Raw genomic sequence first — 20,101 nt, 5'->3', positions numbered from 1 at the left:
AATCCTTTCGATTACTTGCGATGAACTTGGGTCACGCCGGGCCGGCGGTCGGTCGTAAGCGAACCACAAGCGGATAAAGCTGGCAGCCCAGGCAGATGCCGAAGGCCGCGTTCAGGAACGCCGCCACCAGAGCGAAGGCCGTCGCGACGACGCCCACCAGGGGCGCGCCGACGGCGAATCCGGTAGTACCGACGATCGCGAAGACCAGGCCGACCAACTGGGCGAACTTCAGGGGAGCCACGGGTTCGCGTTCCTTGACCGGGCCCAGCCGGGGGGCCACCAGCGTGGCGAACACCCGGCCGTAGGGGTGGTGGCGCGGGCCGCGGAGAGCGCCGATCGCGAAGACCACGGCCTGCAAACCCAGGATGACCGCGGCCGCCAGCGGGCTCAGTGCCGAGACGAGCAGTGTGACGACCAGGACCGCGGTGGTGACCCAGGCGGCGAATCTGGGTCCACGAACGTCGACGCGGTCCAGCTGGGCGCTGGTGTTGGTGCTTGACACAAAAGACTCCTATTCGCCTGTTGCACGGAAAAGTAGAGACACACCACGGTGGGGTTCCGGGCTGCTCCGAGTGCTGCGCGGGCGGCGCGGCTACTCAGCAGCTACAGCAACAGCGACAACAACAACCCGCGATGCGGCACAGATCGACTGCGCGACGCCTGGTGAGCATGGGCTCCATGCGGGATGACACGTCGGTCAGCTTACCCAATGACATCGCGATCAAGCCAACAGCGGTTCGAGCGCGCAGCGCAGGTCGGCGGCCTTGGGGACACCCGATGCCCGGTAACGCTGACGTCCGTCGACGTCGAAGATCAGGGTTGTCGGCAGCGACAACACCGAAAACCGGCGTGCGGCCGCGGGGTTGGCGTCGATGTCGACTTCGACATGCGCCACGTCGCCCATGTTGTCGCACACCTGGCCAACCACCCGGCGGACACGATCACAGGGTCCGCACCACGGTGCGCTGAAATGCACGACGGTCGGCCCGGTACGGGACAGGCCCAGGTCCGCGGAGTCCGCGCCGGCGCTCTCGCCCGGGCCGGAATCGACCTCTTTCAGGCTTCCGGAGCGCCGGGTCATCAGCCAACCGGCTAGTGCCGCCAGGGCAACAGCCGCCAGGATCGCGACGACGACGGTGGTCATGGTCGCCGCTCCTTCTCATTGCTTCGCGTTGCATCGTCGCCGGCGCGGGTCATGATTGCTTAAACCCTTCGAGGGTCACGGTTACTCCCGTGGTGATGCCCTCGATGATGACGTCCGAGCCGCGAGCCCCCACCGTGCGCGGCGCCACGCCGAACGGAAGTCGCTGATTGGGCAGTCTGGCGGCGAACACGCGCAGCACGGCGTCGCGCTTGTCGTCCGGGACGGCCTGGTTGGCGGTATCGGGTCCGGTCATGATGCCGGTCGGAGTGAACACGAGTGTTGCCGGGTCATCGGGAGCGATCGACAGGTCCACCGACACGCTCACCCGGTGGTCGAAGTTTGCCGTTTTGGGGGTGCCGCTGAACACCAGCCCGTGGTTGCCGGAAATACCCGATTCGGTGGTGCCGCCGGTGGCGTCGTTGGTCTCGGCGGGCGGCGCCTCCACCATTAGGTCGTCCATGCCCAGGTAGCGGCCCAGGTGCGTCGAGTCGAGGATGATGCGGCTCTCCAGCTTGCCCACCGGCAGCTTCGCATCGGGTCTGATCAGCCACGACGCGTAGCTTAGGTCGATCGAGTGCATGGTGGCCTCCAGCGTGGCCTTGCCGGTCGGCGCGTGCTCGATGCCGTTTGCCTTGATCTCCAGCTCGTTGTAGTGGCGGTTCATGGCCTGCGGAATGAATGGGAAGGCCAGGATGGCCACGAAGGGGTCTGACCCCAGATCCGCCGCGCTGCGTACGGTGCGCGAGAGGTGGTATTCGGCGTAAATGCTGGCGCCGTAGTCCACGCCGACGGCACCGACGACGATGGCCGCCACGGCGGAAACCGAGGCGATCACACTGATCAGCACCCTGCGCATGCGCATATTGTGGCGTAGTTCGCCGCGGCGCGCGGCGGCGGATTACGGTCTGGATTGCCTCGTGGCGGGGCTCACAGTCGTTTGCAAGGACACGCACAAAGGCCAGGTAGCACGTTATCGTTAGATGGCCTGGCCACTAACGCCGCGTGGCTTTATGAATCTGGGAGATGCCTTTCCCACGAGCTGGAGGGGCTTGTTGGAGCTACTACTACTCACCTCTGAGCTGCACCCGGACCCAGTCCTGCCGTCGTTGTCGTTGCTTCCCCACACCGTGCGGACGGCGCCGCCCGAGCCTTCCTCACTGCTGGAGGCGGGGACCGCGGACGCGGTGCTCGTGGACGCGCGCACCGATCTGTCGGCCGCGCGCGGGCTTTGCCGCCTGTTGAGCACCGCGGGCCGCTCGGTCCCGGTGGTGGCGGTGGTGGCCGAGGGTGGGCTGGTCGCGGTCAGCGCCGACTGGGGGCTGGACGAAATCCTGCTGCCCGGCACCGGACCCGCCGAGGTTGACGCCCGGATACGACTCGTGGTGGGTCGCCGCGGTGGGCTGGCCGACCAGGAAAGCGCCGGCAAGGTCAGCTTGGGCGAGCTGGTGATCGACGAAGGCACCTACACCGCGCGGCTGCGGGGCCGCCCGCTGGACCTCACCTACAAAGAGTTCGAGCTGCTGAAGTACCTGGCCCAGCATGCGGGCCGGGTGTTCACCCGCGCCCAGCTGCTGCACGAGGTGTGGGGATACGACTTCTTCGGTGGTACGCGCACGGTCGACGTGCACGTGCGCCGGCTGCGGGCCAAGCTCGGACCCGAGTACGAGGCGCTGATCGGCACGGTCCGCAACGTGGGCTACAAGGCGGTTCGCCCGGCGCGCGGACGAGCGCCGATTCCCCAACCCGACGACGAGCCCGAAAGCGACGAGGCCGACTCCGAGGATCTGCAGGATCCACTGGCCGACCCGCTGCGCAGTCAGTGATCGCGCCTGACTGGCGCTCCGCACTGACCGCGCAAGAACAGCTGCAGGTGCGTGAACTGGTTGCTGCGGCAACCGAATTCGATGGGGTAGCGCCCGTCGGTGAACAGGTGCTTCGCGAACTCGGGCACGACCGCACGGATCACCTGCTGGTCACCGCGGACAACACCATCCAGGGCTACCTCAATCTCAGTCCGCCGCGTGACGATGGCGAACCGATGGCCGAACTCGTGGTCCACCCGCAGGCCCGCCGGCGCGGAATCGGCACCGCGATGGGACGTGCGGCCATCGCCAAAACCAGCGGGAATAACCGCTTTTGGGCACATGGCACGCTGGCGCCGGCCGCCGCGACCGCGGCTGCGCTAGGACTGATCGCGGTGCGGGAACTCGTCCAGATGAGGCTCTCGCTGCACGAGATCCCCGGGCCGGTAAGTGCGCTGCCCGGCGTGCGGGTGCGCACCTACGCCGGTACCGACGACGACGCCGAGCTGCTACGGGTCAACAACGCCGCGTTCGTCGACCATCCCGAGCAGGGCGGATGGACCGCGGCCGACCTGGCCGAGCGGCGCGGTGAGCCGTGGTTCGACCCGGCCGGCTTGTTCTTGGCGTTCGACGACACCGAGGCGCTACTGGGCTTCCACTGGACCAAGGTGCATCTCGACCAGCCGCGTCTCGGCGAGGTGTACGTCCTCGGTGTCGACCCGTCCGCGCAGGGCCGCGGGCTGGGGCAGATGCTGACGGCCGTGGGCATCGAGTCGCTGGCGCGCCGGCTCCTCGGGCCGCCGGATTCGGGCGGTGTCACCGTGCTGCTCTACGTCGAATCGGACAATGTCGCTGCGGTTCGGACCTATCAGCGGCAGGGGTTCACCACCCATAGCGTCGACACCGCCTATGCGCCGGCGTCCAGCACGGGCTGAAAGAAAGCGCAGGCAGAAGTGGCGTGCCAGCTGACAATTCACCGCACGTTCACCACTTAGGCACTCTTGTGAACCGTGCGTCAGCGCATAGTTTCGAGCGGCGGCGGGATGCGTCCATTCAGTGTCAGAAAGCGAGATCGGTGAGCCTGGAAAACGTGGGCAAGGCGCTGGCGGCAGCGGTGCTGACGATCACGATGACCAGTGCGGGCCTGACGGCCTGCGGCAGCGATGACAACCATCACGACCCGGCCTCGGTCGCGTCCTCAGGACCCGCCGGCACGCCGACCTGCGGCGGCAAAAACGAACTGACGGCCGAAGGGTCGACCGCTCAACAGAATGCGATGGCGGTGTTCGGCCATGTCTGGGGCCAGTACTGCCCGCGCAAGTCGGTGTCCTACAACCCGACCGGATCGGGAGCGGGCCGCGAGCAATTCATCGCCGGCCACGTCGATTTCGCGGGATCGGACTCCCCGCTGATCGCCGACCAGATCCTGCCCGCCACCAAGCGCTGCAACGGAAACCCCGCGTGGGACCTGCCGTTGGTGTTCGGCCCGGTGGCGCTGGTCTACAACCTGCCCGAGGTCAAGACGTTGATCGTTAACAGCGATGCGCTGGCCAGGATTCTGACCGGCCGGATCACCCGCTGGAACGACCCCGTCCTGACGGCGCTGAACCCCGGTGTCGCCCTGCCCGACATCAGGATCGCGCCGATCTACCGGATGGACTCGTCGGGCACCACCGACAACGTGCAGAAATTTCTGACCGCCGCGGCGCCCGAGAGCTGGTCGCAGGGAGTCGGTACCGAATTCCAGGGCGGTGTCGGGGAAGGAGCGACGAAGTCGTCCGGTGTCATCCAGGCGGTGCGGGCCACCCACGGCGCCATCGGATACGTCGAGAAGGGCTTCGCGGACCAGGCCGGCCTGCCCTACGCGCAACTCGCCACGGCCACTGGTGTGGTCCCGCTGACCACCGAGACGGCCAGCGCCGCGATCGACACGGCCACCTTCGTGACGGGAGGCAACGACCTGGTGCTGAACCTGAATTCGATGTATGCCGCCCAGCAGCCGGGCGCCTATCCGTTGGTGCTGGCCACCTACGAGATCGTCTGCTCGAAGGGTTATGACACCGAGACCGCCAAGGCGATCAAGTCGTTCCTGAGCGTGGCGGCGAACACCGGCCAGACCAACCTTTCCTCGGCCGGCTACATCCCGTTGACCGATAAGGTCAAGGAGCGACTGATCACCGCAATCAATGCGATGCAGTAGCCCGCGGGACCGAGGAGCGACACCAAAACCAGCAGTGACGGATTCACAATGACTACGCCAGATCCATCCCAGGCGGGTTCGGGTGCGGTTGTCGCCGGGTCCTTTCCTGAGGCGCCAGTCGTGCCCATCCGCTCGTGGAAGGCTGTCCAATCCCGCTTCGGGGACCGGGTCTTTCGCAAGTTCGCGGAGACCTCGGCGGTCCTGGTCGCCACCGTCGTCATCGCGATCGGCGGGTTTCTCTTGGCGCGCGCCGTACCGGCGTTCAAGCGCAACCAGGAAGACTTCTTCACCTACCGCGGCAACTGGGTCACCACCAACACCTCGGCGATGCACTTCGGCATCCTCGACCTGCTGCAGGTGACGGTGTTCATCTCGGTGTTCGCGTTGATCCTGGCGATGCCCGTGGCGCTGGGAGTCGCCATCTTCCTCACCCAGTACGCACCGCGGCGGCTCGCCGGGGCGCTGGCCTACACGGTCGATCTGCTGGCCGCGGTGCCCTCGATCATCTACGGCGTATGGGGCCTATATGTGCTGGCGCCGCAGCTGCGGCCGGTCGCGACTTGGCTGAACCAGTCGCTGGGCTGGTTCTTCCTGTTCGCCGACGGCACTGCGTCTCCCGCCGGCGGCGGCACCATCTTCACCGGCGGGATCGTGCTGGCGGTGATGATCCTGCCGCTGATCACCGCGGTCACTCGGGAAGTTTTCGTGCAGACGCCGCACGAGCAGATCGAGGCCGCGCTGGCGCTCGGTGCCACCCGCTGGGAGGTCGTCACCACAACGGTGTTGCCATTCGGCAGATCGGGGTACATCAGCGGCGCGATGCTGGGGCTGGGCCGCGCCCTGGGTGAGACGGTCGCTCTGCTGATCATCTTGCGCGGTACTCAAAAGGCGTTCGGCTGGTCGCTATTCGACGGCGGCTCGACCTTTGCGACAAAGATCGCGGCCACCGCTTGGGAATTCAACGACCGGTATAAGGCCGGCGCGTATATCGCGGCGGGGCTGGTGCTTTTCGTGCTGACCTTCGTGGTCGATGCGCTGGCGCGCGGCGCGCTGGCCGGGATCCGCAAGGGCGCGCGATGACCTCGATCTACGACCGGCCGCTCAAGGCTCGCACGCTGTCCGGGCTCGGACGCCGCCGCCGGGCTTCGAACATCGTTGCGACGGTGTTGGTTTCGCTGTCGATGCTGATTGCGCTGGCGCCCCTGCTGTGGGTGCTGGGCGCGGTTATCGTCAAGGGGTTCAACGCTATCGCGTCCACATCGTGGTGGACGCATTCGCAGGCGGGCACGACGCCGTTTGTACGCGGAGGCGGTGCCTACCACGCGATCGTCGGCACCCTGTTGCAGGGATTGATGTCGGCCGCGATCTCCGTCCCGATCGGAGTCATGCTCGCGATCTATCTGGTCGAGTACGGGGGTGGTACCCGGCTCGGCAGACTGGCGACATTCATGGTGGACATCCTGTCCGGTGTGCCATCAATTGTTGCCGCATTGTTCATCTACGCGTCGTGTGTGGCCACGTTGGGCCTTGGCCGTTCCGGGTTCGCGGTGTCGTTGGCGCTGGTCCTGTTGATGCTGCCGGTGATCGAGCGATCGACGGAGGAGATGCTGCGGATTGTGCCGATGGATCTGCGCGAGGCCAGCTATGCGTTGGGCGTGCCGAAGTGGAAAACCATTGTCAGGGTGGTGATTCCGACAGGGTTGTCGGGCATCATCACCGGGATCATGTTGGCGCTGGCACGGGTGACGGGCGAGACGGCGCCGCTGCTGGTCCTAGTCGGCTATTCGCAAACGATGAACTTCGATCTCTTCAAGGGATTCATGGGGACGTTGCCTGGCATGATGTTCAACGAGACAGCGGCGGGCGCAGGCGTCAACCCGGTTCCCACCGAGCGGCTCTGGGGAGCGGGGCTTACCCTGATCGTGATGATCGCCGTGATCAACGTCGGCGCCAGAGTGGTTTCGAAGATGTTTGCTCCCAAGAAGTCCTAGGCAGGAGTACCGGTGGCCAAGCGGTTGGACCTCAAAGACGTCAACATCTACTACGGGTCGTTTCAGGCGGTCGCGGACGTGACGCTGTCGATTCTCCCGCGCAGTGTGACGGCATTCATCGGCTCATCCGGCTGCGGCAAGACGACCGTCTTGCGCACGCTGAACCGGATGCACGAGGTCATCCCGGGTGCGCGGGTCGAGGGCGCGGTGATGCTTGACGACGAAAACATTTACGCCCCGGGAATCGACCCGGTTGCTGTGCGACGGGCGATCGGCATGGTGTTCCAGCGGCCAAACCCGTTTCCCGCCATGTCTATTCGGGACAATGTGGTGGCGGGCCTGAAGCTGCAGGGCGTGCGCAACCGCAAGCTGCTCGACGAGGTCACCGAGCACTCGCTGCGCGGCGCCAACCTGTGGGATGAGGTCAAGGATCGGTTGCACAAACCCGGCGGCGGTCTGTCCGGCGGACAGCAGCAGCGGTTGTGCATCGCGCGCGCGATCGCCGTTCAGCCCGACGTGTTGCTGATGGACGAGCCGTGCTCCGCGCTGGACCCGATCTCCACGATGGCGATCGAGGAACTGATCAGCGAGTTGAAGCAGGACTACACGATCGTGATCGTGACCCACAACATGCAGCAGGCCGCTCGGGTCAGCGATCAGACGGCGTTTTTCAACCTGGAAGCCGCGGGCAAGGCCGGCCGGCTCATCGAGATAGACGACACCGAGAAGATCTTCTCCAACCCCAAACAGAAGGCCACCGAGGACTACATCTCCGGTCGCTTCGGCTGACGGGTTACGGCGACGTCTGCGCCGCCTCGTCTTCGGGTAACTTGCCCGTCGCCTGGAAGATCACCCGCCTGGCCACCTCGACCGCATGGTCGGCGAAGCGTTCGTAAAAGCGGCCCAGCAGCGTCACGTCGACGGCGGCCGCCACGCCGTGCTTCCATTCGCGGTCCATCAGCACCGAGAACAAGTGCCGGTGCAGGTCGTCCATCGCGTCGTCTTCTTCGCGGATGCGGGCGGCCTTCTCCGGGTCGCGGGACAACACCACTTCCTGCGCGCTGTTGCCCAATTCGACTGCGACCCGGCCCATTTCAGCGAAATAGCCGTTGACCTCTTCGGGCAGTGCGTGCTGAGGATGGCGTCGGCGAGCGATCTTGGCGACGTGCAGCGCGAGCGCGCCCATCCGGTCGATGTCAGCCACCATCTGGATGGCACTGACGATGGACCGCAGATCGCCGGCCACCGGTGCCTGCAACGCCAGCAGGACGAAGGCGCTCTCCTCGGCGCGAGCGCTCAACTGGGCTATCTCTTCGTGTCCGGAGATCACCTGTTCGGCCAGGACGAGATCGGCCTGCAGGAGTGCCTGGGTTGCCTGCTCCATAGCCACCCCCGCCAGCCCGCACATCTCGCCGAGGCGCTCGGACAAATCCGAGAGTTGCTCATGATAGGCGGTCCGCATATCGCCAAGCCTACTGACTCAGCGTCGTAATCGGCGATCTACTGAGCCGAAATACGGTTATTCACAGGTGGTATCGGCGGCGTTCGTCACCGTCAGGTCGTCCGGCAATTTGGTCGGCGTGCTACTCGGACTGTGGTCGATCTGGACCGACAGCGACGAGCCGCTGGGCGCGGGAGTGCTCACCGACTTGAAGTCGGGTCCGAGCACGACCTGAACGACCTGTCCGTAGCCGGAAACCCGGGCAACCTTCGAGTTGGCGAACGCCGATGCCACCGTTGCGGCCGCTTGTTCGTTGCCGGGTGAGAAGAACACCGTCGTGGCGTTCAGCGAACTCGGATAGTCATCGGGTGACATGACGTTGAACCCGTTGCGTTTGAGTTGGCTAGTGGCGGTGGCGGCGAGTCCGCTCTGCGGGGTTGCATTGGAGACCCGCACGGTGACCTCGTCGGGCGAGGTCGTCGTCACCTGCTCGCGTCGCCCCTCGGGGGCGGCGCTCGGTGGCGATGACTTCTTGGTGGTGGGTGCGGTCGTCGGTCCCGAGCTCGGCGTCGTCGACAGGTTCTGCGCGTTCTGGTCGTTCTCCTCGGGCAGCGGATCGTCGTTGATGATCGCGCTGAAGAGGGCCTTCATGTCGGCGGTCCGCGGCGGTTCGTCGCCGTTCTGGTCTGTCACACCGGTGGGCACCGTGACGAAGGTGAAGTGCCCGGCCGCCATGCCCTGCAGCGACTGACCCAGCTGAACAAGGTCTTTGGTCTGGACATTGTCCACGCGGCTGTTGCTGATGAACATGTTGACGACGTTGTTGAGCTTGTTCAGGTCGGTCAGCGTGGATTCGGAGATCAGCGAACGCAGCAGCGACGACAAGAACAATTGCTGGCGTTTGATGCGCCCATAGTCGCCGTTGAATTCCGTGGTGATCTGGCGGGCCCGCACGTAGTTCAGCGCCGTTGGGCCATCGATGATCTGGCGTCCCGAATGCTCGAGGACGGTACCGAGTTCGTAGTCGTGCAGCGGGGTCTTGCTGCACACCTCGACGCCGCCGAGGGCTTCGACCATCTTGGCGAATCCGGCGAAGTCGACGGCGATGAACCGGTTGATGCTCAAGCCGGACAGCTTCTGAATTTCCTTCACCAGACATTTCGGGCCGCCGAAGGAGAACGCCGAGTTCAGCTTGGTCTCGGTGTAGACCATCTTGGGACCCCAGGTCTTGGTCTTCTCGTCGTAGAGGGGGCCGTACTTACCGGTTTCGGGATTCCACGCTTCGCATTGCATCGGGGTGATCGCCAGGTCGCGGGGGAAGGAGACCGCCACCACGCGTTTGCGGTTCGCCGGGATGTTGACCAGGATCACGGTGTCCGACCGGGCGCCACCGGCGTCCTCGGTGTCACCCGCGCCCATGTCGGCGTTCTCCCCGGAGCGCGAGTCCATGCCGACGATCAGGAAGTCTTCATCGCCGTACTGCCCACCGGGGTCGACGATGTCGCCGGAGTCCGGGTCGAGCGCATTGACGACGTTGAGGCGGTGGTTTTTCGACGCACTCCACTGGTAAGCCCCGCCAGTCACGGCCAGCGCCACCCCGGCACACAGGGCGGCCATCGATCGAACTGCCAGCAGTATCGGCCGACGACGGGACTTGCGTTTCGGCGCCGAGTTCGCGGGAGATTTCGGTCGACGGGTCCGCTTCGGCTTCACCGGACGTGCATCGCTCGGTTCCTCGACCGCGAGTTCCAGCTCGGGCTCGTCGCCATGCGGGAAGTTCGTGAGTTCGAGGTCCGGGACCTCCGAGATCACGTCGAGCATGTAGGCCGGGGTATCGATGACCTGGGTGTCCTGCAAGTCCGGCTCGGGTTCGTCGGGTCCGTCGTCGAGGGCGGCCCGGCGGTGCCGGGTGCCGGCGTTGGTGGCGCCGACCTTGGCGATCAGGTCCGCGACGCTGAGCGCACCGGAGGCATGGCTTCCACCGCCTCGCTCCGCGCTGCGGACCGACCGCTCAACAGGTTCGGCCGTCTCTTGGTCGGATGTCCGGGCGGGCGGCTCGATCTGCCAACGATGGACGCTGTCATCGGCGAGTGGTTCGGAGAATCGCTCCCACGGTGCGGCGCTCGAGCCGGTCGAACTCGGGGAGGCCGGTTGACGGTCGCGGGGGCCACGGCGATGGTCCAGAGTGGCGTCCACCTCGCCGTCACTCATGTCCTACCCGCCTCCGAAGCCCTGATGCCGCCGTCAGTGATGTCCGTGCGCCAATTCACCGCCGCGCCGCGCTAACAGCGCTGCGGCTTCGCCACCCCGTGGGTCGCGCCGTAATCCACAGCCCCTGGGCAGCGGGTTAAACCGACCGCTACCCAAACGCAATCAAGCAAGGTCCACATCGTACTGACTTATCGCCGCAGACGCGATTTCGAGCGCGGTCGCTCAGCCGCCCGAGTGCATGACGTCGGCCCCCGCCGGAACCGTGCAGTCGTCGGGGTCGTTCAGCCACCCTTCGGGCAGGCTGACGCGGGCCGGTGAACCCTGGCGGCCGCGCGGCCCGGTCGCCGCCTCCGGGAACTCGACGGTGCGGTCCAGCCGGTCCAGCAGCGCGTCGAGCTCGTCGAGCGTCTTGACCAGGGCCAGCGCGCGCCGCAGATCGGATCCGGCCGGGAAACCGTGCAGATACCAGGCGACGTGTTTGCGGATGTCGCGCATGCCCTTGTCCTCGCCGAAGTGCGCGGTGAGCAACTCGCCGTGCCGGCGCACGATGTCGGCGACCTCACCGAGCGTCGGCGGGGTGGGGGACGGGGTCCCGGTGAAGGCCGCCGACAGTTCGGCGAACAGCCAGGGCCGGCCCAGGCAACCGCGCCCGATCACGACACCGTCGCATCCGGTGCTGGCCATCATCGTCAGTGCGTCGCTGGCGTCGTAGATGTCGCCGTTGCCCAGCACCGGAATCGTCGTGACGTGTTGCTTGAGCAGGGCGATCTGCTCCCAGTCGGCGGTGCCGGAGTAGCGCTGCGCCGCGGTTCGGGCATGCAGCGCGACCGCGGCCGCGCCCTCGGCTTCGGCAATGTGGCCGGCGTCGAGGTGGGTGTGGTGCTCGTCGTCGATGCCGATGCGGAACTTCACCGTCACTGGGATGTCGGTGCCCTCGGTGGCGCGCACCGCGGCGGCGACGATCTGACCGAACAGGCGCCGCTTGAACGGCAGCGCCGCGCCGCCGCCACGCTTGGTGACCTTGGGCACCGGGCAGCCGAAGTTCATGTCGATGTGGTCGGCCAGGCCCTCGTCGGCGATCATCTTGGCCGCCGCGTAGGTGGTGGCCGGGTCGACGGTGTAGAGCTGCAACGAGCGCGGCGATTCGTCCGGGGCGAACGTCGTCATGTGCATCGTGACCGGATGCCGCTCGACGAGGGCACGCGCAGTCACCATCTCGCAGACGTAGAGCCCGCTGACGGTACCGACCCGGGTCAACTCCAGCTCCCGGCACAGCGTCCGGAAAGCAACGTTGGTCACGCCTGCCATCGGTGCCAAGACCACCGGGCTGGCGAGCTCGATGGAGCCGATGCGCACTGCTTGGTTACCGCCTGCTCATCGCCAGCTTGCCGGCGGTCTGGTGCAGCTCGAACGCGGTGACCTTCTTGCCCGTGCGAGCTTCCCGCTCGAGCTGGCGCTGCTTGGACACCTCGAACTTGTCGCAGGCATCCTCGAGTTCCTTGATCAGCAGGCCGAGGTCATCGCGCAGAGCGGCCGCCTCGCCGGTGATGTCCTCGCGCTCGAAGAAGCGCCATTTTTTCAGTACCGGCATCACGACCTCGTCGAGGTGGATGCGCGGATCGTAGACGCCGCCGACGGCGATGTAGACGGCCTTGCGGCGGAACTCGGGCACCTGGAAGCCGGGCATCTGGAAGTTGCGCAAGATCTTGTGCAGCGACCTCGTCGCCTGGTTGGGGTCGATCTCGAAGCCGGCCTCGCTGACATCGCGGTAGAAGATCATGTGCAGGTTCTCGTCGGCCGAGATCTTGCCCAGCAACTGGTCCGCGATTGGCTCGTTGCAGGCCCTGCCGGTGTTGCGGTGTGAAATCCGGGTCGCCAGCTCCTGGAAGGTCACGTAGATGACCGAGTCGAACAGGCTCTCGGCGAACAGATCGTCACGGACCTGGTGATTCTGGCCCGGGCTGAAGCCGCGGTTGACGACCTCGATGCGCAGCTTCTCCAGCTCGACGGGGTCGACAGCGCGGGTCACGACGAGGTAGTCGCGCAGCGCGATGCCGTGCCGGTTCTCTTCGGCGGTCCACCGGTTGACCCAGGTGCCCCAGGGGCCGTCGAGGCCGAAGTTCATCGCGATCTCGCGGTGATAGGAGGGCAGATTGTCCTCGGTCATCAGGTTCTGCACCATCGCCACCTGGGCGAGGTCGGAGAGCTTGCTCTGCTCCGGGTCCCAATCCTGTCCGCCGAGCGCGTAGAAGTTCTTGCCGTCCGACCACGGGATGTAGTCGTGCGGGTTCCACGGCTTGTGCATGCTCAGGTGCCGATTGAGATACTTCTCGACCACCGGCTCCAGCTCATGTAGAAGCTGCAAGTCCGTCAGGTCGGCTGTCGCTGGCATGACACCCCCAGTTATCTGTGTCTAATGGTTGCAGTCAATATATCTGTGTCGATCAGTAGCATCAAGTTCCGCCCTGGGCGCGCCGAGTCACAACTTGGCTACTTAATACGGTTGGCTCTTCGCGGGCAAACGGGTGTTACTCGGATACCCCGTCCAGGGGCGGAACATACGGGGCCGCCGTGTTGAAGAGCATGTTGACGCAATAGTCGATGAACTGTTTGCGAGTGGCCCCGAGCTGCCTGTTCAGGTAGGCAGTGAACAAGCTGGTCAGGCCGCCGACCAGGCTGGTGGCGATCATCTTCTGCAGCACCGGATCGCCGATGTTGGACAGCTTTTTCTGCAGCAGATCGATGAAGCTGGGCATCCACTCCGCGCCCGATTGCGTCAGGATCGGCTCGACGGCCGGTGCCAAGAGCAGCACGCGCCCGCGCACCGGGTCGTCGACCATCAGCTCGACGAACTGCTCGACCGCTTCCCTCGGAGTGTCCGCGGAGGTGAGGGCCGTCATGGCTCGGGCGCAGACATCGTCATAGACCGCGCGCACGAATTCGTCGCGGTCGGAAAAGCTCTCGTAGAAGTACCGTTCGGTCAACGCCGCCTTGCGGCAGACGGCCCGAACGGTCAGCGCTGGACCGCGTTCGCTGCCCAGTAATTGCACGCCGGCGGCGATCAGGTTGTCGCGTCGCAGGGCGTGGCGACTTTCCAGGGGGACGCCTGACCAACGGCCCCGTCGTTGACCGGACTGCACATCGCTCCTAAGCTCTAAATTGACAACGCACGTAGTCAGAATCTCGGCTAGCTACAGGAAGCCCAACAGTGACCCAACATACGTCCGCAGCCTGCCCTCTGACCAGCGCCGAAGCTGGTAGCGGCGCGACCACTCTCGGCGAGTTGGCAATGTCTGATCCCGCCTCCGGCGGGGTAGCGAGCGGGTGTCCGGTATCACAATTTGGATATAACGCTTCGCCACTAGGTCCCGATTCCCTGACGTGGCGCTACTTCGGGGATTGGCGCGGCATGTTGCAGGGCCCCTGGGCGGGCTCCATGCAGAATATGCACCCGCAACTGGGCGCTGCGGTCAGCGACCACTCGACCTTCTTTCGGGAACGCTGGCCCCGGCTGTTGCGGTCGTTGTATCCGATCGGCGGCGTCGTCTTCGATCAGGACCGCGCCCCGGTCACCGGCGCCGAGGTGCGCGACTATCACGTCAACATCAAGGGTGTCGACGAACAGGGTCGCCGCTATCACGCGCTGAATCCCGATGTTTTCTACTGGGCGCACGCCACCTTCTTCGTCGGGACTATCCATGTGGCGCAACGGTTCTGCGGCGGGCTGACCGAGGATCAGAAGCGCCAGCTGTTCGCCGAACACATCGACTGGTACCGGATGTACGGCATGAGCATGCGGCCGGTCCCGGCATCCTGGGAGGACTTCCAGGTTTACTGGGATCACATGTGCCGCAACGTGTTAGAGAACAACGAGGCCGCACGTGCGGTGCTGGATCTGACCGACCTGCCCAAGCCGCCGTTTGCCGGCAAGATTCCGGATTGGTTGTGGGCGGCGCAACGCAAACTGCTGGCGCCGTTCTTCGTCTGGTTCACCGTCGGTCTGTACGACCCGCCGGTGCGCCAGCTGATGGGCTACCAATGGTCACGCCGTGACGAATGGCTGCACCGGCGCCTCGGTGACCTGGTTCGTATCGTGTTCGCTTGTGTGCCAGCACGATTCAGAAAACACCCGCGGGCCAGGGCGGGGCTGGATCGGGCGTCCGGCCGGATCCCGGCCGACGCGCCGCTGGTGCACACCCCGGCGCGCAACCTGCCGCCCGTCGATGAGCGGAACAATCCAATGCATTACTGCCCCAACGTTTCCCAGGGCTAGGCTGGGACGACCGTCGATTTGCGCTCGCCGCCGTTGCGTTCGTTCCACAACCGGTAGACCTCGACCGCGGCGTCCTGGGGCTGGTATCGCATGGGCAGCCGTCGCTGGTCCCAGCTTTTCGCGAATTCGTGGTAAAACGTCGACACCTCAAAGTATTTGCGGTCGTCGAGGTAGTACTGCTCGTAGGACTCACGGGTGATCAAGAAGACGACTTCCGCAGGCGAGCAGTAGTACAGCGAGCCCAGGCACATCGGGCACGGATGGGCCATCACGTAGATGGTGGCGTCAACCAGGTGCTCGGTACCCAGCTTGATGCAGGCTTCGCGGATCGCGAGGATCTCGGCGTGGGCGGTCGGATCGTTGGACTGGGCGACCTTATTGGCGCTCTCGGCGAGCACCTGGCCGTCCTGGACGATCACGGTCGCGAACGGGCGGCCGCCCTCGGCGACGTTTCGACGGGCCAGGTCGATGGTCCGTTGGGCAAAATCGGTCACGGGTCCTCCCCGGGGGCATCAGATACGTCGCAGAGTAGTCCCGATCGGTGCGGCGGCCGCCGGTCGTGGTAATAACTAGCTTGTCTATGTTTGTTGGAGATACCGATCCAGGGGAGCACTGTGGCGCGCACCGATAGCGATCGCTGGGACCTCGCGACGAGCGTCGGGGCGACGGCAACCATGGTCGCCGCCCACCGGGCGCTGTCCCACCACGAGAAGCTGATCGACGACCCGTATGCCGCGGATTTGGTGCGGGCAGTCGGGATTGATGTGTACGTCCGGATGGTCGACGGGCAGATTCCGGTCGGCGGGGACGCCCAATTCGACCCTCGCCGCACGGCCGAGGGGATGGCCTGTCGCACCAGGTTCTACGACCAGTACTTCCTGCAAGCCGCACGCAGCGGCGTCGCGCAGGCGGTGATTCTCGCCTCGGGTCTGGATGCGCGCGCCTACCGTCTGCCGTGGCCGGCGGGCACCGTCGTCTACGAGGTCGACCTGCCCGACGTGATCGAGTTCAAGACCCTGACTCTGGGTGATCTCGGCGCACAGCCGACCGCGCAGCGGCGCACCGTCGCGGTCGATCTGCGCGACGACTGGGCCGGGGCGCTACAGGCCGCGGGATTCGACCCGAAGGCGCCCTCGGTGTGGAGCGCGGAGGGCTTGCTGGTGTACCTGCCCGACGAGGCTCAGGACACGTTGTTCGACAACATCACCGAGCTCAGCGCCCCGGGCAGCCAGCTGGCTTTCGAATTCGTCCCCGACACAGCGATTTTCGCGGATCCCCGGTGGCGTGCACACCACGACCGGATGAGCGAACTCGGCTTCGAAGTCGACTTCAACGATCTCGTCTACCACGGCCACCGCAGCCACCTCGTCGACCACCTCACGCAGCGTGGCTGGGATGTGTCGTCACAGACGGTCAAGGACCTTCACGCGGCCAACGGATTTCACTACCCCGAAGACCACGTTGCGCAGGCTTTCGCGGATGTGACCTACAGCAGGGCGGTGCGTACCAGATAGGGCATCAGGCCTGCAGGTCATCCTTGAGGCGGCTGGTGAGCATTTCCTGAAACACCGCACGGGCCGGCTCGTAGAGATTGTGGAACGTCGCACGGACCGCATCCCGGTTGTATTCGGGGATCGAGGCTGCCGGGGTCCAAAAGCTGTCGATATCCAGCTGGAAAAACGGTCCAGGCTGCGCCGGCAGGGTCCGGCGCAGGTAGTAGTTGGGGTCCAGGGCCTGGCCAATGCCCGGTCCGTAGCGCACGATCATCGATTTGCCCGGTTGCTGTTCGCGGTAGACCGCGGCGCCCTGCCATTCGGTCAGGGCCAGCCCGCCGGGAGCGATGCGTTGCGGGCCGAGCAGCGGCTCGGCGATCCATTCGGCCCAGTCGATGCGACCGTCGGCGCCCAATGGGACGCGGATCTCCAGCAGATAGCGCAGGCCGATGCGTTCCACCCCGACGATCGACGACACCTGGGAACGAGCCTCGATGACGCGCATCGCGACGTCCGACAGGGCATCGAAGGTGGAGTAGGCGGTGGTCTCGATGACGATGGCCTGGTTCTTGATCGAGGCGGCCAGCGTGCCGTCCCGATTGACATAGCGGGCGAACTGCTCCGCCGTTGGCGCCGGGCCTCCCCCCGGGGCCATCGCCCAGGCGACATCCTGAGCTTGGCGTTCGATGGGCAGGTCGTCGGCGAGCAGGCTTTTGAGCTCTCGGCTCGACGATTCGGTGAGGGAATCCGTTGCGGGGTGACGGATTTCCATCGTTACCAGGGCTGCGGGCGCGTTTTGCCAGGCCGGTTCGACACTCACCCGCGAAGCATAGCCAAGTCGGGTGCGAGCCAAACGAGGACTTCGGCCCGCTGTCATTGCCCGTAACGGCCGACGCCAACGGGGTTCGTACCGCGTTTTGGTGCCCCCACTAGGACTCGAACCTAGGACCTGCGGATTAAAAGTCCGTAGCTCTACCAACTGAGCTATAGGGGCGGCGAACGTTCAGGATACTTGGGCGCCAAACACGGCTCGAACGGCGCTCGTTTGAGGATTAGGCCTGCGGTGACCTAAGCTGGTGCGGCTCCCAACGGTAGTTGGACTTTGGCCCCCATCGTCTAGTGGCCTAGGACGCCGCCCTTTCACGGCGGTAGCACGGGTTCGAATCCCGTTGGGGGTACGCGCAACGGCGGTAACGTCGGAGCGAGCAGGACAAGTAGGAAAGCAAGGCCCTGTGGCGCAGTTGGTTAGCGCGCCGCCCTGTCACGGCGGAGGTCGCGGGTTCGAGTCCCGTCAGGGTCGCCCATAAGGCGAGGCACGTTATCGGTGCCTTCCGGGCCAGGTAGCTCAGTTGGTACGAGCGTCCGCCTGAAAAGCGGAAGGTCGGCGGTTCGATCCCGCCCCTGGCCACCACATTGTTTATGCAGCTCAGAGTGCTGCAGAACGGCCTCGGCGCCTCCTCGACCACGTGAGCAACGGATGAAATGGGGCCAAAATGGGGCCAAACTGGATTAACCGCGGCCCGCGCGAAAACTATCGTCGAGCGAGTCAAGCGCGGTTGCAATGTCGTCGAGCTCGTCGTCGAACAGGTCCGCGTAGGTGTGTGCGGTCACGGTGATTGATGCGTGGCCCATCGCCTTTTGGAGGAGTCGCAAGTCGGCGCCGGCCCGTCGTGACAGCGATGCATAGGTGTGCCGGAGGTCATGCACGCGCAAGTTGGCCCGGCCGATCTCAGTCACAGACTTCCGCCAGTTGACCGCACGCTTCCAGTTCTCCAGGCTCAGCCGGGAACCCTTCGGCGACGCGATCGCCGGCGCGCCACCGGGTCGTGCGTCGAGCCGCGCCTTAAGTGCCGGCATCAAGCGCTCGGGGATAGGGACAGAACGTCGGCCGGCTTGCGATTTCGGATTCCCTTCAACGAGTTTGCCGCCGACTTGGGTCATCGACCGGCGAACACGGATTCGACGAGCGCCCAGGTCGACATCCTCGACATTGAGGCCGGTGAGTTCACCGAATCGTAGGCCTGTGTAAGCCAGCAGCAAGACGACGTCGCCTTGAGCCCCGCATGTTTGGGCAAGTGTTGCGACTTCGCCGACGGTTAGATAGACGTGGGTGGCTTGCCGCATCGGTGGGAATTTGGTGCGTGATGCGGGGTTCTTGCCGAGGAGCTGGTCTTCCTCGACGGCGCGGTCAAGGGTCATCTTGAGGACCGAGTGCGTCCACCTCACCGTCCGCGGTCCAAGACCCGACGCTGACATGGCATTCACCCATCGCTGGATCGACTCGTGGTCGATCCTTGCGATCGGCCACGAACCAAACTGTGGCTCGATACGCAGCCTCCAGTTGTCTTCGTATCCGCGGCGGACTTTCGCGCTCAGGTCGGGTCGGGAGGCTAGCCAGGATCGATAGACGTTGCGGAGCAGGATTTTGCCGCCGCGTGGGTCCACCCTGACGCCCGCGGCGCTGTCGGTGACGAGCCTTGCTTCGAACTGGCGCGCCTCGCGCTCCGTTCGGAAGCTCTTCTTGCGCTTCGAACGATCCGGTAGGCGCCATTGGACGTCATAACGCACGCCGTCCTTCGTCTCGCGGCGCTTTATGGCCAAGATTCCTCCCGAATGCCGTTGGGGGAATTGAGGATCAGTGCCTCCAGCCAGCAGTGACCGTGTGCGAGCTTAATCGTTAGCTCAAAATTTGCGGTTGCGCTAAGTAGTCTGTGAGGGCGAATCGCTCTACACCCGAGTCGATTCCAGCCAATCTTTGACGTCATCCAGTAACCATCGACGGTGCCGATCGCTAAGCCTGAGGTGATGTGGACCAGGCGCATCGATCCCACGTTCCCGCCTGGCCGCCCAATCATGCAGCGTTGAGACCGGAACTCCGGTCATCGCTCGAACTTCATGAGCGGTGAGCATGACCGACGCATTTTCTATAGTCATCGTCTCCAACCCCGTCTCCCGCCGTCGGTACTAGCCGGCAGGTCATACCGAGATCATGAGGCCTAGTTCTCGATTCCCGCTACCAGCAGTGCGACATTCGATCGGAAATGCACCGTCGAGTGCGGTCAGGGGGTCGAAATCTGCGAGACCAGCTCTAGGAGAGCCTAGAAGCCCGAACGGGTGAGACGCCGGAAGTGCATCTGAAATGGTCATATTGCGGCATCGGACACCAGGCGAAACCACGGTGTGTCGGCCAGTGCATCTAGCGGGTTTGAGGCTGCGGTACGGGGCGTCGTTGGCATACGTGTGCGTTAGCCCGTGAATGAGCACACCCGACCGTTTCCCGGATCGGTCAAGTCCACGGACGTGGTGTACGACGTCGTCGTGTGATTCGAGCTTTCATTTAAGCGGTCAGTGCCGCCGGGGTGGCCTCCTGTTCTGTGGGGGTATTGGTGGTGAGCCGCGATTTGCTGAGGACATCGAGGCCGAGGTAGCGGCGTGATTCGGCCCATTCGTCGTGTTGTTCGGCCAGGACTGCCCCGACGAGCCGGATCAGGGCGTCGCGGTCGGGGAAGATGCCGACGACATCGGTTCGGCGCCGGATTTCTTTGT

At 65.0% G+C, this 20,101-nt stretch carries 20 protein-coding genes, 4 tRNA genes and 1 pseudogene; 11 read left to right on the top strand and 14 right to left on the bottom strand.

Annotated features, from left to right (window positions below):
• Positions 1 to 31: 31 nt before the first annotated feature.
• From AAHS21_RS18135 to lmeA, 3 genes are all read right to left on the bottom strand, one after another.
• A complete protein-coding gene (locus tag AAHS21_RS18135) occupies positions 32 to 502 on the bottom strand; it encodes a DUF4395 domain-containing protein (protein ID WP_342928987.1) in 471 nt (156 codons plus the stop codon).
• 219 nt (positions 503 to 721) lie between these two features.
• A complete protein-coding gene (locus tag AAHS21_RS18130; RefSeq protein ID WP_342928986.1) occupies positions 722 to 1,144 on the bottom strand; it encodes a thioredoxin family protein in 423 nt (140 codons plus the stop codon).
• Positions 1,145 to 1,193: 49 nt separating this feature from the next.
• Entirely contained in the window at positions 1,194 to 2,006 is an 813-nt protein-coding gene (gene lmeA / locus AAHS21_RS18125) for a mannan chain length control protein LmeA (protein WP_342928985.1), read from the bottom strand.
• Positions 2,007 to 2,193: 187 nt separating this feature from the next.
• Here lmeA and AAHS21_RS18120 point away from each other — a divergent pair, with 187 nt between their 5' ends.
• The 6 genes from AAHS21_RS18120 (at position 2,194) to pstB (ending at position 7,926) form a co-directional block, all read left to right on the top strand.
• Positions 2,194 to 2,967, top strand: a complete 774-nt coding sequence (locus AAHS21_RS18120; RefSeq protein WP_330977660.1) for a response regulator transcription factor — start codon at positions 2,194 to 2,196, stop codon at positions 2,965 to 2,967.
• A complete protein-coding gene (gene mshD, locus AAHS21_RS18115) occupies positions 2,964 to 3,881 on the top strand; it encodes a mycothiol synthase (protein ID WP_342928984.1) in 918 nt (305 codons plus the stop codon). The genes AAHS21_RS18120 and mshD overlap by 4 nt, the downstream gene beginning before the upstream one ends.
• 194 nt (positions 3,882 to 4,075) lie before the next feature.
• Positions 4,076 to 5,146: a phosphate ABC transporter substrate-binding protein PstS gene (gene pstS, locus AAHS21_RS18110; protein ID WP_342929140.1), complete on the top strand. Its 1,071-nt coding sequence runs from the start codon at positions 4,076 to 4,078 to the stop codon at positions 5,144 to 5,146.
• 48 nt (positions 5,147 to 5,194) lie between these two features.
• Positions 5,195 to 6,226 (top strand): phosphate ABC transporter permease subunit PstC, encoded by a 1,032-nt coding sequence (gene pstC, locus AAHS21_RS18105; protein WP_342928983.1) that lies wholly within the window; start codon positions 5,195 to 5,197, stop codon positions 6,224 to 6,226.
• Positions 6,223 to 7,137, top strand: coding sequence for a phosphate ABC transporter permease PstA (pstA, locus tag AAHS21_RS18100; RefSeq protein ID WP_342928982.1), 915 nt, complete (start codon positions 6,223 to 6,225; stop codon positions 7,135 to 7,137). Before pstC ends, pstA begins: the two co-directional genes overlap by 4 nt.
• Before the next feature lie 12 nt (positions 7,138 to 7,149).
• On the top strand, positions 7,150 to 7,926 hold the full coding sequence (gene pstB / locus AAHS21_RS18095) for a phosphate ABC transporter ATP-binding protein PstB (protein ID WP_342928981.1): 777 nt from the start codon (positions 7,150 to 7,152) through the stop codon (positions 7,924 to 7,926).
• 4 nt (positions 7,927 to 7,930) lie between these two features.
• On the opposite strand, the gene phoU is transcribed toward pstB, so the two are convergent.
• The 5 genes from phoU to AAHS21_RS18070 form a co-directional block, all read right to left on the bottom strand.
• Positions 7,931 to 8,599 carry a phosphate signaling complex protein PhoU gene (phoU, locus tag AAHS21_RS18090; protein ID WP_096290154.1) on the bottom strand — a complete coding sequence of 223 codons (669 nt, stop codon included), beginning with the start codon at positions 8,597 to 8,599 and terminating at the stop codon, positions 7,931 to 7,933.
• Between the two features lie 57 nt (positions 8,600 to 8,656).
• A complete protein-coding gene (locus AAHS21_RS18085; RefSeq protein WP_342928980.1) occupies positions 8,657 to 10,789 on the bottom strand; it encodes an LCP family protein in 2,133 nt (710 codons plus the stop codon).
• A 222-nt stretch (positions 10,790 to 11,011) separates the two neighbouring features.
• On the bottom strand, positions 11,012 to 12,145 hold the full coding sequence (gene dusB / locus AAHS21_RS18080) for a tRNA dihydrouridine synthase DusB (protein WP_342928979.1): 1,134 nt from the start codon (positions 12,143 to 12,145) through the stop codon (positions 11,012 to 11,014).
• A gap of 7 nt (positions 12,146 to 12,152) precedes the next feature.
• On the bottom strand, positions 12,153 to 13,181 hold the full coding sequence (locus tag AAHS21_RS18075) for an acyl-ACP desaturase (protein ID WP_342928978.1): 1,029 nt from the start codon (positions 13,179 to 13,181) through the stop codon (positions 12,153 to 12,155).
• Between the two features lie 136 nt (positions 13,182 to 13,317).
• Positions 13,318 to 13,929, bottom strand: coding sequence for a TetR/AcrR family transcriptional regulator (locus AAHS21_RS18070; protein ID WP_342928977.1), 612 nt, complete (start codon positions 13,927 to 13,929; stop codon positions 13,318 to 13,320).
• A 149-nt stretch (positions 13,930 to 14,078) separates the two neighbouring features.
• On the opposite strand from AAHS21_RS18070, the gene AAHS21_RS18065 reads away from it, so the two are divergent.
• A complete protein-coding gene (locus tag AAHS21_RS18065; protein ID WP_342928976.1) occupies positions 14,079 to 15,062 on the top strand; it encodes an oxygenase MpaB family protein in 984 nt (327 codons plus the stop codon).
• Here AAHS21_RS18065 and AAHS21_RS18060 read toward each other — a convergent pair.
• Entirely contained in the window at positions 15,059 to 15,556 is a 498-nt protein-coding gene (locus tag AAHS21_RS18060) for a nucleoside deaminase (RefSeq protein WP_342928975.1), read from the bottom strand. The genes AAHS21_RS18065 and AAHS21_RS18060 overlap by 4 nt on opposite strands.
• A 120-nt stretch (positions 15,557 to 15,676) precedes the next feature.
• On the opposite strand from AAHS21_RS18060, the gene AAHS21_RS18055 reads away from it, so the two are divergent.
• A complete protein-coding gene (locus tag AAHS21_RS18055) occupies positions 15,677 to 16,576 on the top strand; it encodes a class I SAM-dependent methyltransferase (RefSeq protein WP_342928974.1) in 900 nt (299 codons plus the stop codon).
• 4 nt (positions 16,577 to 16,580) lie between these two features.
• Here AAHS21_RS18055 and AAHS21_RS18050 read toward each other — a convergent pair whose 3' ends face one another.
• Positions 16,581 to 17,375, bottom strand: coding sequence for a TIGR04255 family protein (locus AAHS21_RS18050; RefSeq protein WP_342928973.1), 795 nt, complete (start codon positions 17,373 to 17,375; stop codon positions 16,581 to 16,583).
• A gap of 98 nt (positions 17,376 to 17,473) precedes the next feature.
• Positions 17,474 to 17,549, bottom strand: a tRNA-Lys gene (locus AAHS21_RS18045).
• Between the two features lie 111 nt (positions 17,550 to 17,660).
• Here AAHS21_RS18045 and AAHS21_RS18040 point away from each other — a divergent pair.
• From AAHS21_RS18040 to AAHS21_RS18030, 3 genes are all read left to right on the top strand, one after another.
• Positions 17,661 to 17,733, top strand: a tRNA-Glu gene (locus AAHS21_RS18040).
• Positions 17,734 to 17,781: 48 nt separating this feature from the next.
• A tRNA-Asp gene (locus AAHS21_RS18035) sits at positions 17,782 to 17,855 on the top strand.
• Between the two features lie 34 nt (positions 17,856 to 17,889).
• Positions 17,890 to 17,966 (top strand) — tRNA-Phe (locus tag AAHS21_RS18030).
• A gap of 98 nt (positions 17,967 to 18,064) precedes the next feature.
• Here AAHS21_RS18030 and AAHS21_RS18025 read toward each other — a convergent pair.
• The 3 genes and pseudogenes from AAHS21_RS18025 to AAHS21_RS18015 all read right to left on the bottom strand — a co-directional run.
• The gene (locus AAHS21_RS18025) at positions 18,065 to 18,754 is read right to left on the bottom strand and encodes a site-specific integrase (RefSeq protein WP_342929139.1); all 690 of its coding nucleotides are present in this window, start codon (positions 18,752 to 18,754) and stop codon (positions 18,065 to 18,067) included.
• 66 nt (positions 18,755 to 18,820) lie between these two features.
• Positions 18,821 to 19,000, bottom strand: a pseudogene (locus AAHS21_RS18020) (site-specific integrase); the annotation flags it as partial.
• Positions 19,001 to 19,892: 892 nt separating this feature from the next.
• Positions 19,893 to 20,101, bottom strand: a 209-nt coding sequence (locus AAHS21_RS18015) for a transposase (RefSeq protein WP_342928972.1), incomplete at its 5' end; no start/stop codon positions are given.

The organism is Mycobacterium sp. 050272, from assembly GCF_039023525.1.
Classification (GTDB): domain Bacteria; phylum Actinomycetota; class Actinomycetes; order Mycobacteriales; family Mycobacteriaceae; genus Mycobacterium.
The sequence above is the reverse complement of the archived record's forward strand: the minus strand, read 5'-3'. Positions and strand labels throughout refer to the sequence as shown.